Annotated in this window: 13 protein-coding genes; all 13 read left to right on the top strand. The window is 67.6% G+C overall.

Annotated elements, in window-relative coordinates; translation table 11 throughout:
- Positions 1–469 (top strand): aminotransferase class I/II-fold pyridoxal phosphate-dependent enzyme (locus VEG08_11525; GenBank protein HXZ28613.1); only part of this gene is annotated, 469 nt, incomplete at its 5' end.
- Positions 470–561: 92 nt separating this feature from the next.
- On the top strand, positions 562–1,476 hold the full coding sequence (gene pdxS, locus VEG08_11520; protein ID HXZ28612.1) for a pyridoxal 5'-phosphate synthase lyase subunit PdxS: 915 nt from the start codon (positions 562–564) through the stop codon (positions 1,474–1,476).
- Between the two features lie 100 nt (positions 1,477–1,576).
- A complete protein-coding gene (gene pdxT, locus VEG08_11515) occupies positions 1,577–2,149 on the top strand; it encodes a pyridoxal 5'-phosphate synthase glutaminase subunit PdxT (GenBank protein HXZ28611.1) in 573 nt (190 codons plus the stop codon).
- 160 nt (positions 2,150–2,309) lie between these two features.
- A complete protein-coding gene (gene coxB, locus VEG08_11510) occupies positions 2,310–3,104 on the top strand; it encodes a cytochrome c oxidase subunit II (GenBank protein HXZ28610.1) in 795 nt (264 codons plus the stop codon).
- Between the two features lie 4 nt (positions 3,105–3,108).
- A complete protein-coding gene (locus VEG08_11505; protein HXZ28609.1) occupies positions 3,109–4,854 on the top strand; it encodes a cbb3-type cytochrome c oxidase subunit I in 1,746 nt (581 codons plus the stop codon).
- 5 nt (positions 4,855–4,859) lie between these two features.
- The gene (locus VEG08_11500; GenBank protein HXZ28608.1) at positions 4,860–5,585 is read left to right on the top strand and encodes a cytochrome c oxidase subunit 3; all 726 of its coding nucleotides are present in this window, start codon (positions 4,860–4,862) and stop codon (positions 5,583–5,585) included.
- A 15-nt stretch (positions 5,586–5,600) separates the two neighbouring features.
- Positions 5,601–6,404, top strand: coding sequence for a hypothetical protein (locus tag VEG08_11495; GenBank protein HXZ28607.1), 804 nt, complete (start codon positions 5,601–5,603; stop codon positions 6,402–6,404).
- A 13-nt stretch (positions 6,405–6,417) separates the two neighbouring features.
- Positions 6,418–6,750 carry a cytochrome C oxidase subunit IV family protein gene (locus tag VEG08_11490; GenBank protein ID HXZ28606.1) on the top strand — a complete coding sequence of 111 codons (333 nt, stop codon included), beginning with the start codon at positions 6,418–6,420 and terminating at the stop codon, positions 6,748–6,750.
- 2 nt (positions 6,751–6,752) lie between these two features.
- A complete protein-coding gene (locus tag VEG08_11485; protein HXZ28605.1) occupies positions 6,753–7,010 on the top strand; it encodes a hypothetical protein in 258 nt (85 codons plus the stop codon).
- 184 nt (positions 7,011–7,194) lie between these two features.
- Entirely contained in the window at positions 7,195–10,155 is a 2,961-nt protein-coding gene (gene uvrA, locus VEG08_11480) for an excinuclease ABC subunit UvrA (GenBank protein HXZ28604.1), read from the top strand.
- Complete coding sequence (locus VEG08_11475) at positions 10,142–11,470, top strand: tetratricopeptide repeat protein (GenBank protein ID HXZ28603.1); 1,329 nt, start codon at positions 10,142–10,144, stop codon at positions 11,468–11,470. The genes uvrA and VEG08_11475 overlap by 14 nt, the downstream gene beginning before the upstream one ends.
- 5 nt (positions 11,471–11,475) lie before the next feature.
- On the top strand, positions 11,476–11,922 hold the full coding sequence (locus VEG08_11470; protein ID HXZ28602.1) for a hypothetical protein: 447 nt from the start codon (positions 11,476–11,478) through the stop codon (positions 11,920–11,922).
- Positions 11,919–12,327 (top strand): hypothetical protein (locus tag VEG08_11465; protein HXZ28601.1); only part of this gene is annotated, 409 nt, incomplete at its 3' end. The genes VEG08_11470 and VEG08_11465, both read left to right, overlap by 4 nt.

The raw sequence follows: 12,327 nt of genomic DNA, 5'->3' as shown, positions 1-12,327 counted from the left end.
CGTGGGGCAACTGGCGGAGACCAAGGTCACCCTCGACCATTTCACCGAGGGCCTGGGGCAGTTGGTGGTGGCGGAGATGCTGCGCAGCGGCGTCTTCGACGAGCACCTGAGGAAGCTGCGGGTGGAGCACCACCGCCGGCGCGACACCCTGGTGGCGGCGCTGCGGCGGGAAGTGCCGCCGCGCGCGCTGGAGTTCTCCGTGCCCGGCGGCGGGCTCTACCTGTGGTGCCGGCTGGCGCCGCATCTGCAGAGCGCGGCGCTGCTGCGTGCGGCCTTGGCGGCGGGCGTGGTGTTCGCCAGCGGCGAACTGTTCTACCCCGATGCCAGCGGCGGCCGCGAATTGCGCTTGTGCTACTCTGCCCTGCCGGTGGACAAGATCGAGGAAGGCGTGCGCCGGCTGGCGCGCAGCCTGGAGTCGGCGGAGTTACGCCGACCCGCGCCCCTGCGCCAGACCGTGCCCATGGTGTGACCCACGCGCCGGAGCCACGGACCCGGCGTAAGATGTAAGCTCCGGCGGAGCGGCAAGCGGGCGCCAGGAGGCGCTCAGGAGTGCGAGGAGATATGGCAGACAACAATGGAAGCGGCCTGCGCCTGAAGACCGGCCTCGCCGAGATGCTCAAGGGCGGGGTGATCATGGACGTCACCAACTCCGAGCAGGCGCGCATCGCCGAGCAGGCGGGAGCAGTGGCGGTGATGGCGCTGGAGCGCGTGCCCGCGCAGATCCGCGCCCAGGGCGGCGTGGCGCGCATGGCCAGCCCACGCAAGATCCGCGAGATCATGGACACGGTCTCCATCCCGGTGATGGCCAAGTGCCGCATCGGGCACTTCGCCGAGGCCCAGATCCTGGAGGCGCTGGGAGTGGACTACGTGGACGAGTCCGAGGTGCTGACCCCGGCCGACGAGGAGCACCACGTGGACAAGCACGCCTTCCAGGTGCCCTTCGTGTGCGGGGCGCGCAACCTGGGCGAGGCGCTGCGGCGCATCGGCGAGGGTGCGGCCATGATCCGCACCAAGGGCGAGGCCGGCACCGGCGACGTGGTGCACGCGGTCAAGCACATGCGCGCCATCATGAAGGAGATGCGCGAGCTGACCGTGCTGCGCGCAGACGAACTGATGGCCCGGGCCAAAGAGTTGGGCGCGCCCTTCGAGCTGGTGCAGATGGTCGCCCGCGAAGGCAGGCTGCCGGTGCCCAACTTTTCCGCCGGCGGCATTGCTACCCCCGCCGACGCTTCCCTGGTGCGGCAACTGGGGGCAGAGGCCATCTTCGTGGGGTCGGGCATCTTCATGAAGAACGCCACCGAGTTCGCCGCCCCCGAGGAGGCGGAGCGGCGCGCTCGCGCCATCGTCAAGGCCTGCACCCACTTCGACGATCCCAAGGTGCTGCTCGAGGTCAGCGAGGACGTGCCCAGCGCCATGCACGGACTGGCGGTGGGCGCGCTGGCGGAAGCGGACCTGTTGCAGAAGCGGGGATGGTAGAGGAGCAGCACTCCGCGATCAGCACCCAGCATTCAGCCCGCCGCGGGGGTCCTTCCTTAGGGCCGGCTAAGCGCTGACGGCGGAGTGCTGAATGCTTCCCATGAAAGTCGGCGTGCTGGCCATCCAGGGCGACTACGACGCGCACAAGCGGCGGCTGGAGGAATTGGGCGCGGAGGTGGCGCTGGTGCGCCAGCCCGAGCAGCTCGACGCCGTGGATGCCCTGGTCATTCCCGGGGGGGAGTCCACCACCTTCCTGAAGTTCCTCGAGCAGGGCGGCTTCCTGGAGAAGCTGCGCGCCTTCGCGCGCGCCAAGCCCACCTTCGGCACCTGCGCGGGCGCCATCCTGCTGGCGAAGGAAGTGGAGAACCCGCGGCAGCCCAGCCTGGAGGCGCTGGACGTGCGCATCCGCCGCAACGCCTACGGGCGGCAGGTGGAGAGTTCCATCCGTGAGGGCGAGACCCGGCTGGCGGGCGGCCCGCTGGAGATGGTCTTCATCCGCGCTCCCCGCTTCGAGCGCGTGGGCGCGGACGTGGAGGTGCTGGCCAGCAGCCAAGGCGAGCCCGTGCTCGTCCGGCAAGACAAGGTGCTGGCCGCCACCTTCCATCCCGAACTGAGCGCGGACCCGCGCGTGCACCAGGAATTCCTGCGCATGATCGCGAACGGACGCGGTTGAGCGCGGCCGCTCCCCTTCCCCTCGTCTTCCCTTCCGCGACGTCCCCGGCTCGAGGTCTGGCATGTCACAAGGTCGTGTGATAACATCTCGCGCCACGCGCACGCTTAGCAACGGCTTGCGGGTTTCTGTGTCCACTCTCGGCTTGGGGAGACGGTAGCTGATGGGTCTGGTTCTGCTGGTCGTCATCTGGCTGATCACCCTGGTAAGTTCCTATTTCTTCTATGCCCACACCTGGTGGTTGCCGCACGCGGCCAGTGCCGCGGCCCCGGCCATCGACCGCCAGTTCGATCTCACCTTTGTGCTCATGGGCATCGTCTTCCTGGCGGCCCAACTGGGGCTGGGGCTGTTCGTGTGGCGCTACCGCGACCGCGGGCAGAAGGCCCACTTCAGCCACGGCAACAACACCCTGGAGTTCACCTGGACGACGCTGACCGCCATCCTCTTCCTGGGGCTGGTGATGGCCAGCAACCGCATCTGGGCGGAGCAGCGCTTCACCCCGCCGCAGCCGGGCGCCATCCAGGTAGAGGCCACGGGGTTGCAGTTCGCCTGGTACTTCCGCTATCCCGGGCCCGACGGCCAGTACGGCCGCACCAAGCCGGAGCTGGAAGACGCCTCGGTGGGCAACGCTGTGGGCATCGATGACGCCGACCCCGCCGGCAAGGACGATGTGGTTTCGGGAGTGATGGTGCTGCCCGTCAACCGCCAGGTGGACCTCACCCTGCGTTCGCAGGACGTGATCCACTCCCTCTTCATCCCCGCCATGCGCTTCAAGCAGGACGCAGTGCCCGGGCTGATGATCCACATGCACTTCACCCCCACCCAGACCGGCGACTACGAGATCGCCTGCGCCGAACTCTGCGGCTTGGGGCACTACAAGATGCACGCCGTGCTCAAGGTGGTCAGCGAACAAGACTTCGCCAAGTGGCTGGCGGAGCGAGAGGCGGAGAAACAGTAAAACCATGGCGACTTCGGAACAGGTCCACGTTCATCCCGCACCGACTGGGTTTATTCGCAAGTATGTTTTCAGCCTCGATCACAAGGTGATCGGCCTGCAGTACTACTTCCTGGCGCTGTTCTCGGTATTTCTAGGAATGGGGCTGTCGCTGCTGATGCGCATCCACCTGGTGTGGCCGGAAGCCCACCTGCCCATCTTCGGCGACATCAAGCCCGAGACCTACCTGGCGCTGCTCACCATGCACGGCACCTTCATGGTCTTCTTCGTGCTGACCACGGCGCCGCAGGGCGGCTTCGGCAATTACATGCTGCCCATCCAGATCGGGGCGCCGGACATGGCCTTCCCGGTGCTCAACATGCTCTCCTTCTGGACCACCTTCCTGGCCCTGGTGGTCATGGTGGCGGCCTTCTTCGTGACCGGGGGCGCGCCCCTGCACGGCTGGACCGGCTACGCTCCGCTGAGCGCCCTGCAATCCTCGGGTCCGGGCGAAGGCCTGGGCGCCGACCTGTGGATCACCAGCATCGCGCTGTTCTGCGTGGCCTCGATGATGGGGGCGCTGAACTTCATCACCACCACCCTGGACCTGCGGGCGCGCGGCATGTCGCTGATGCGCATGCCGCTGACCACCTGGACCTGGTTCGTGACCGCCATCCTGGGCTTGCTGGCCTTCGGCGTGCTCCTGGCCGCGGGCATCCTGCTGCTGCTCGATCGCAACGCCGGCACCAGCTTCTTCGTGCCCGGCGGGCTGGTGCTGAGCGGGCAGATCATCAATCACAAGGGCGGCTCCCCCCTGCTGTGGCAGCACCTGTTCTGGTTCTTCGGACATCCCGAGGTGTACATCGCCATCCTGCCCGGCATGGGGGTGTGCTCGCAGTTGCTCTCCACCTTCTCGCGCAAGCCCATCTTCGGCTACAAGGCGATGGTGTATGCCGTGCTGGCCATCGGGGTGCTCGGCTTCCTGGTATGGGGCCACCACATGTTCATGAGCGGCATGAGCCCCTACTCCGCCTTCGCCTTCAGCTACATGACCATGGCCATTGGCGTGCCCTCGGCCATCAAGACCTTCAACTGGCTGGGAACCATCTGGCGCGGGCGGGTGCGCTTCACCACCCCCATGCTCTACGCCATCGGCTTCGTCTCGTTATTCGTGACCGGGGGCCTGAGCGGCCCCTTCCTGGCGCAGCCGGCGCTCGATATCCCGCTGCACGACACCTATTTCGTGGTGGCGCACTTCCACCTCATCATGGGCGTGGCCGCCATCTTCGGCATCTTCGCGGCCACCTATTACTGGTTCCCCAAGATGTTCGGGCGGATGATGAACGACGGCCTGGGGAAGATCCACTTCTTCCTGACCTTCATCGGCGCCTACGCCATCTTCATGCCCATGCACTACCTGGGACTGGCCGGCCACCCACGGCGCTACTCGCAGCTCACCGAGGTGAGCTATCTGCACGGTCTGATGCCGCTGCAGCACTTCATCACCATCGCCGCCTTCATCACCATCGGGGCGCAGTTCCTCTTCCTCATCAACCTGTTCTGGAGCATGTTCAAGGGCCCGAAGGCGCCCATCAATCCCTGGGAAGCCACCACGCTGGAGTGGACGGTGCCCTCGCCGCCCCCGCATGACAACTTCGGCGGGAAGACCCCGGTGGTCTACCACGGCCCCTACGAGTACAGCGTGCCGGGCGCGCCCCAGGACTTCGTCATGCAGAACGATCCCAAGCAGTACGGCGAGGGGGCGGCGCACTAGGCATCATGGCGACTCTGACCCCACCCATCGCGATCGATGAGCGCGAACCCAAGCTGGGCGAGCGCGGCGCGGGGCGGCCTCCGCAGGGGGGCGGCGACGGGGGCCACCTGGCCCTCACCGACTTCCGCCGCCGGCTGCGCCGCTATCGCATCGGACTGATGGCCGGCCTGACCCCCGTGCTGATGCTCTTCGTGGCCTTCACCAGCGCCTACATCGTGCGCCAGAACCTGGGCACTTGGGACGATGCCACCAAGGCTTACGCGCTCGACTGGCGGGCGTTGAGCCTGCCCGCGCTCCTGTGGTTGAATACGGCCCTCCTGCTGGCTTCCAGCGCCACTCTGGAGTTGGGTCGGCGCAGCCTGGCGGCGCAGTTCGCTGCCGAGTCGCGCTGGCTGGTCCAGGCCCGCGCTTCGCGCTCTCCCTGGCTGGCGCTGACGCTGGTGCTGGGCGCCGGCTTTTTGCTGGGCCAGTGGCTGGCCTGGCGCGGGTTGCAGGCCCAGGGCGTCTACATCGCCAGCAATCCCAGCAGCTCGTTCTTTTACCTTCTCACCGGGACGCACGCCGCGCACCTGCTGGGCGGGGTGCTGGCGCTGGCTTATGCCGCGCTCACTGCCTGGGGCAGGGCGCCGCTGGCGCGCCGTCTGATCGTGGTGGACGTGACTTCGTGGTACTGGCACTTCATGGCCCTCTTGTGGGTCTACATCTTCGTTCTGCTGCACGTTCTGCGATAACCGGAGACGAACACGATGGCGGATGTGGCGGTGCATCACCCGGCGGTAGGGGCGTACGAGCCGCCCCTGTTCCGCACCAACTCCAAGAAGCTGGGCATGTGGTTCTTCCTCATGTCCGACTCCCTGACCTTCGGGGCGCTGCTGTTCGCCTACAGTTACGGACGGATCTCGACGCCGGGCTGGCCCATGCCCTTCCATGGGGCCAGCATCGTGCGCGCCACCATCATGACCGCCTTCCTGCTTTCCAGTTCGCTGACCATGGTGCTGGGGGTGGCGGCGGCCTCGCACGGCAAGATGAGCGCGGCGCGCGGCTGGCTGCTGGCCACCATGGCGCTGGGCGCCGGCTTCGTCATCCTGCACGCCTGGGAGTGGACCGGGCTGATGCACGAAGGCATGCGCTTGCCCATCTTCCCGGTGCCAGCGGGCGCGGAGAGCGGGGGCGAACTGGCGCAGGTGCGCCAGACGGTGCCGCAGTTCGCCGGCACCTTCTTCACCCTCACCGGCATGCACATGCTGCACGTCACCCTGGGGGTGGTTTACCTGGGAGTGATCGCGCTGCGCAAGAAGTGGCTGCCCATCCTGGTGGTGCTGTGGGGGATCGCCGCCGGCGTGACCTGGTCCACTCACAACCTGGTCTTCTTCTACGGTTCCTTCGTGCTGCTGCTGGCGGCGGTGATCGCGGCCGTCATCCTGTTCCTGAAACCCAAGGCGTACGACGCGGTGGACGTCGAGGTCAGCGGGCTGTACTGGCACTTCGTCGACCTGGTGTGGATGTTCATCTTCCCCCTGGTGTACCTCATGTCCACCAGGATCCAGTAGGAGAGAGAAGCGGATGTCGCATGACACGCAGGTTGCGAACCACGGGGCGCTTCCCCAGCACGAGCACAAGCTGGGGGTCTTCTTCTACGTGTGGGCGGCGCTGCTGGTCTTCACCGGGATCGAGGTCTTCCTGGCCTACCAGAACATGGAGCCGGTGAAGATGCTGCTGATCCTGATGGCGCTCTCGGTCATCAAGGCGGCGCTCATCATCCTCTTCTTCATGCACATGAAGTACGAGAGCCAGCGCATGCGCCGGGTGCTGATGCCGGTGCTGGTCATCTGCCTGTGCCTGATGTCCATGTTCTTCGCCGATGCCGTGCGCATCATCCACCTGGGAGTGAAGTAGCCATGAAACTACGACTCGCCACCCTGCTTCTGCTGTTCGCGCTCGCCCTCCCCGCCTTCGGGCAGGGATGCTCCATGTGCGCCACCTCGGCCGAAGGCGCCAACCAGAAGGGACAGCTCGCCTTGAGCCACGCCGTCATCGTGCTGATGATCCCCACCCTGGGGCTGATCGCGGGCTTCGCCGGGATCACCGTCTACCTGAAGGACAGCCACGAGCGCGACGACGAAGCAAGCTACCTGCCCGAAGACGAAGAGCTCTGATCGATTGCAAGGGGAATGGAGCCCGGGCGCGCGTGCCCGGGCTTTTTCATTTCTGGCGAGCCGGAAGCACACCGCCGGCGATGCGTGCCGAGAGTTATAATCAGGAATTCCACCACCCATGCCGAACCGGTCTGAGGAAGGTGTCGCCCTGAAGAGCCGTAGGGGCGGCGAAGGCCCCGCAGCAATGGCGCAGGAACACGAAGCCATCGTGGTGCGGGGCGCCCGCGTCCACAACCTGAAGAACATCGACTTCGACATCCCCCTCAACACCTTGACGGTGGTGACCGGGGTCTCGGGCTCGGGCAAGTCTTCCCTGGCCTTCGACACCATCTACGCCGAGGGGCAGCGGCGCTACGTGGAATCGCTCTCCGCCTACGCCCGCCAGTTCCTGGAGCGCATCGAGAAGCCGGACGTGGACGTGATCGAGGGTATCGCCCCCGCGGTGGCCATCCGGCAGAAGAACACCACCCGCAACCCGCGCTCCACCGTGGCCACCGCCACCGAGATCTACGATTACCTGCGCTTGTTGTTCGCGCGCATCAGCCAGACCTTCTGCCTGAAGTGCGGCGGCGAGGTCAAGAAGGACACGGTGGACGAGGTGGCCGCCGCCGTCCTGGCGATGGAGGAAGGGACGCGGCTCCATGTCCTGTTCCCGCTGCGGGCACCGGCCGCGATCCCGGCGGCTGAGGCCAAGCCCAAGGCACGGAAAAAGCCCCGGGTCGAAACCGGGGGGCAAGCCGCGGCCACCTCCGATCTGCTCAAGTCCCGCCTCTTCGAGCTGCGCAAGGCCGGCTTCAACCGGCTCTACCAGAGGGGGCAGGTCTTCGAGTTCTCGACGCCGGAGTCCTTGCTCGACGTCGACTTCGCGGAGCCGGTCTTCCTGCTGGTAGACCGCCTGGCGGTCGCACCTGAGATCCGCGCCCGGCTGGTGGACGCGGTCGAGATCGCTTACCGCGAGTCCGGCGAAGTCGTCCTCGAGACCGCTCCCCGCGGTGAGGAAGCGCCGCAACAACTACGCTTCGCCCAGCGCTTCGAGTGCAAACGCTGCCGCATCCGCTACGAGGAGCCGGAGCCGCGGCTGTTCTCCTTCAACAATCCCTACGGCGCCTGCCCCCGCTGCCAGGGCTTCGGCAACACCATCGACTTCGACATGGACCTGGTCGTCCCCGACCCGCAGAAGAGCCTGAGCGAGGGCGCCATCGAGCCCTGGACCAAGCCCAAGTACCGGCCGTTGTTCGCCGACCTGAAGCGCTTCGCCAAGCTGCACGACATCCCTCTGGACACGCCCTGGGCGGAGCTCGAGCCGGCGCACCGGCAACGGGTGATGGAGGGCGACGGGCACTTCCCCGGGCTGAACGGCTTCTTCGCCTACCTGGAGCGCAAGAAGTACAAGCTGCACGTACGCGTCTTCCTGAGCCGCTACCGCGGCTATGCCACTTGCACCGAGTGCGGCGGCATGCGGCTGCGCGCCGAGGCCCGCCACGTGCGCGTCGCCGGCAAGAACATCTGCGAGGTCTCGAGCCTGACGGTGGAGCAGGCAGGGGCATTCTTCCGCGAGCTGGCCCTCACCCCGGTGCAGGAAGAGATCGCGGGCAAGGTGCTGGAGGAGATCCGCGAACGCCTCACTTTCCTGAACGACGTGGGACTCGAGTACCTCACCCTCGACCGGCTGGCTTCCACGCTTTCCGGAGGCGAAGCCCAGCGCATCCAGTTGGCCACCTCGCTGGGTTCGCGCCTGGTGGGCGCGCTCTACGTTCTGGACGAACCTTCCATCGGCCTGCACAGCCGCGACACCTCGCGCCTGATCCGCATCCTGCACGACCTGCGCGACCTGGGCAACACCATCCTGGTGGTGGAGCACGACCTGGAGGTCATGCGCGCCGCCAACCGCATCCTCGATCTGGGGCCGGGGGCGGGGGAGAACGGCGGGCGCCTGGTGGCGGCGGGAGACTACGCCCAACTCTGCGCCACGCCGGGCTCGCTCACCGGCCGCTACCTGGCGGGGGAGCTGCGCATCCAGCCTCCGGCGCGGCGGCGTACGCCCGGCCCGGCGCAGCTCCGGCTGACCGGAGCGCGCGCCCACAACCTGAAGCGCATCGACGTCGCCATCCCTCTGGGCACCATCACCGCAGTGACCGGGGTCTCGGGCTCAGGCAAGTCCACCCTGGTGCACGACGTGCTTTACCAGGCGCTGGCCGCCGCCAAGCATCAGAGCAACGGCGCCGGCGCCGCCTCCGGCCTCTACGACCGCCTGGAGGGAGCGCAGTTCGTGGACGAAGTGGTGCTGGTGGACCAGTCTCCTATCGGACGCACCCCGCGCTCCAACCCGGTGACCTACATCAAGGCCTTCGACGGCATCCGCGAGCTGTTCGCTTCCCTGCCCGAGTCGGAGAAGCGGGGCTACGCCGCCGGCCACTTCTCTTTCAACATCCCCGGCGGCCGCTGCGAGGCCTGCCAGGGCGACGGCACGGTCACGGTGGAGATGCAGTTCCTGGCGGACGTGGAACTGGTCTGCGAGGAGTGCAAAGGCACGCGCTACAAGGCCGAAGTGCTGGAGGTCCGCTACAAGGGCAAGAACATTCACGAGGTCCTGCAGCTCACGGTCAAGGAGGCGCTGGCCTTCTTCGCCCCCGCTCCCAAGGTCACGGAGAAGCTGCGCGTACTGGAGGAGGTGGGGCTGGGCTACCTGCGCCTGGGACAGTCGGCGACCACGCTCTCCGGGGGCGAGGCACAGCGCATGAAGCTGTCCGCCCGCCTGCAGCCCACGACGCACGCGGGAAGCAAGTCGGACGGCAGCCGGCCGGGGCCGGCACAAGGCGAGGGCCGCCGTCCCCACCGCGTCCTCTACCTGTTCGACGAACCCACCACCGGGTTGCACTTCGACGACATCAGCAAGCTGCTGGCCGCCTTCCGCCGCCTGATCGAGGCAGGGGGGTCGATCCTGGTGATCGAGCACAACCTCGACGTCATCAAGACCGCCGACTGGGTCATCGACCTGGGTCCGGAGGGGGGCGAGCGCGGCGGGGAGGTGGTGGCGGTGGGCCCCCCGGAGGTCATCGCCCGCGCGGCAAATTCCTATACCGGGAAGTGGTTGGCCCGCATCCTACGGAACAACGGGAGCGCGCGCTCCAATGGCCGCCGGTAAAATCCGCCTGACACTGGGCCTGGCCGCGGCGCTGGCCGCGAGCGCGCCGGCTGCCCGCGCCCAGTCCAAGCCCACCGTCCGCCACCACCGTGAGGCGGTGGTGGAGAATGCTGTCTCGCCCCAGGTGGAGCAGGCCGAGGCGGCCATCGAGAAGGGCGACTATGCCGCCGCCGAACCCCTGCTGGCCCAGGCGGTGGCCGCCAATCCCAAGGACTACCGCGCCTGGTACGACCTGGGATTCGTCTACGGGGCCACCGGGCGCAGGCCGCAGGAGATCGACGCCTATCGCCGGGCGGTGGCCGCCAAGCCCGACGTCTTCGAATCCAATCTCGCCCTGGGATCGGCGCTGTTGGCCGCCGGCGACCCAGACGCCGCCACCTTCCTGCGCGCCGCCACCACCCTCAAGCCCAGCGCCCATCCCCAGGAGAGCCTGGCGCAGGCCTGGATGGCGCTGGGTCATGCCCTCCAGAAGCAGCAGCCCGACGAGGCCCTGAAGGCATTCCAACAGGCGGCCGCGCTGCAGCCCAAGGACACGGCGCCTCATCTCGCCGCCGCCGAGCTGCTGGAGCAACAGAGCGACCTCGCCGGCGCGGAGAAGGAGTTTCGCCAGGCGGTGGAACTGGATCCGCGGTCCAGCGAGGCCCTGGCCGGCCTGGTCAACATCTACAGCAAGGGCAAGCGCCTGCCCGGGGCGGAGGCCGCGCTGCGCGCCTATCTCGCCCAGGACCCGCAAGACGCCACCGCCCACCTGCAACTGGCCCGGATCCTGGCCGCGGAGGGAAACCAGGATGCGGCGGCGGAAGAGTTGCAGACCGTCCTGAAGCTCTCGCCCGACGACCCCGACGCCCTGCGGGAGGTGGCCGGCATCAATGCCGCTGCCAAGAAGTACGATCAGGCGGCCGCCCAGTATCGCGCCCTGCTGCAGACACATCCCCAGGACTCTCAGTTGCACTACGCCCTGGGCACGGTCCTGATGCAGCAACGCAAGTTCGCAGAAGCCGAGCAGGAGCTGATCGCGGCACTGCGGCTCAAGCCCGACCTGGCGGAAGCTTACGGCGACCTGGCGGTCGCGGCCAGCGAGAACAAGGACTATCCCCTGACCCTGCGCGTGCTCGACGCCCGCGCTCACTATCTCCCCGAAACCCCCGCTACCTACTTCCTCCGGGCCACGGCTTATGACAACATGAGGGCCTACAAGCAGGCGGCGGAGAACTACCGCCTGTTCCTGGCGGCGGCGAATGGCAAGTATCCCGACCAGGAGTGGCAGGCCCGCCATCGGCTGGTGGCCATCGATCCCAAGGCGAGGGAGAAATAGGACCCATGCGGAGGAGCTGGCTGCTCATCGCGGTTGGCGCGCTTTCCACCCTGGCCCTGGGAGCCGGCACTCCCGCGCCTCAGCCGGACCTGACTCTGCTCAAGCAGCGGGCGCGGGTCGCCAAGCCCGCCGACGCTGCCCTGGCCAACATGCGGGTGGTCGAGGCCGAGGTCGACGCCGCCGACCAGTATTACAAGGACGGGGACGTGGAGAAGGCCGAGGCCGCGGTGGCGGAGGCCGTCCACTACGCGGAGCTGGCCGTCGAGGCCGCTCAAAAAAGCCCCAAGCACCTGAAGCAGCCGGAGATCATCCTGCGGGAGGCGGGCCGGCGCCTGGAGGAGATCCGGCGCAGCCTGGCCTTCGACGACCAGCCCCCGGTGCAGAAGGCCGAGGACCGCCTGGAGAAGGTCCGCCGCGACCTGCTGCACCTCATGTTCGCGCCCCCGAAATGAGAGCCCTGACCCAAGCCGCGCTCCTGCTGCTGCTGGCCTCCCTGGCCGCGCCCGCGTCGCCCGCCCAGGTGCGCCACGACCCCCTGACCGAGGCTGAGACCGACCAACTGCGCGAAGTCTCCCAGGACCCTGCCGCCAAACTCAAGCTCTACATCCTCTTTGCGCACGCGCGCATGGAGGCGGTGGAGAAGGCGCGCGCCGATGCCGGGCTCTCTCCCCGGGAGCGCGGCCAGAAGGTCCATGCCGCTCTGGAGGATCTGGAGAGCCTCATGGACGAGGTCAGCGACAACCTGGAGTCTTTCGCCAAGCGTGAGCAGGACATGCGTAAGCCCCTGCGCGAGGTCATCTCCATGGACGGCGACTTCACCGCGCGCCTGGGAGCGCTCAAGCAGCAGGCCTCCGCCC

This window comes from Terriglobales bacterium (assembly GCA_035624475.1).
GTDB lineage: Bacteria > Acidobacteriota > Terriglobia > Terriglobales > Acidobacteriaceae > DASPRL01.
Note: the sequence above shows the minus strand (reverse complement) of the source record. Positions and strands in the feature narration are given on the sequence as shown.

Bases quoted from the DNA above. Each gene is read 5' to 3' on its own strand.
- VEG08_11470 (HXZ28602.1), top strand. From the start codon at position 11,476: ATGCGGAGGAGCTGGCTGCTCATCGCGGTTGGCGCGCTTTCCACCCTG.
- coxB (HXZ28610.1), top strand. From the start codon at position 2,310: ATGGGTCTGGTTCTGCTGGTCGTCATCTGGCTGATCACCCTGGTAAGT.
- VEG08_11500 (HXZ28608.1), top strand. From the start codon at position 4,860: ATGGCGACTCTGACCCCACCCATCGCGATCGATGAGCGCGAACCCAAG.
- VEG08_11485 (HXZ28605.1), top strand. From the start codon at position 6,753: ATGAAACTACGACTCGCCACCCTGCTTCTGCTGTTCGCGCTCGCCCTC.
- uvrA (HXZ28604.1), top strand. From the start codon at position 7,195: ATGGCGCAGGAACACGAAGCCATCGTGGTGCGGGGCGCCCGCGTCCAC.
- pdxS (HXZ28612.1), top strand. From the start codon at position 562: ATGGCAGACAACAATGGAAGCGGCCTGCGCCTGAAGACCGGCCTCGCC.
- VEG08_11490 (HXZ28606.1), top strand. From the start codon at position 6,418: ATGTCGCATGACACGCAGGTTGCGAACCACGGGGCGCTTCCCCAGCAC.
- VEG08_11475 (HXZ28603.1), top strand. From the start codon at position 10,142: ATGGCCGCCGGTAAAATCCGCCTGACACTGGGCCTGGCCGCGGCGCTG.
- VEG08_11505 (HXZ28609.1), top strand. From the start codon at position 3,109: ATGGCGACTTCGGAACAGGTCCACGTTCATCCCGCACCGACTGGGTTT.
- pdxT (HXZ28611.1), top strand. From the start codon at position 1,577: ATGAAAGTCGGCGTGCTGGCCATCCAGGGCGACTACGACGCGCACAAG.
- VEG08_11495 (HXZ28607.1), top strand. From the start codon at position 5,601: ATGGCGGATGTGGCGGTGCATCACCCGGCGGTAGGGGCGTACGAGCCG.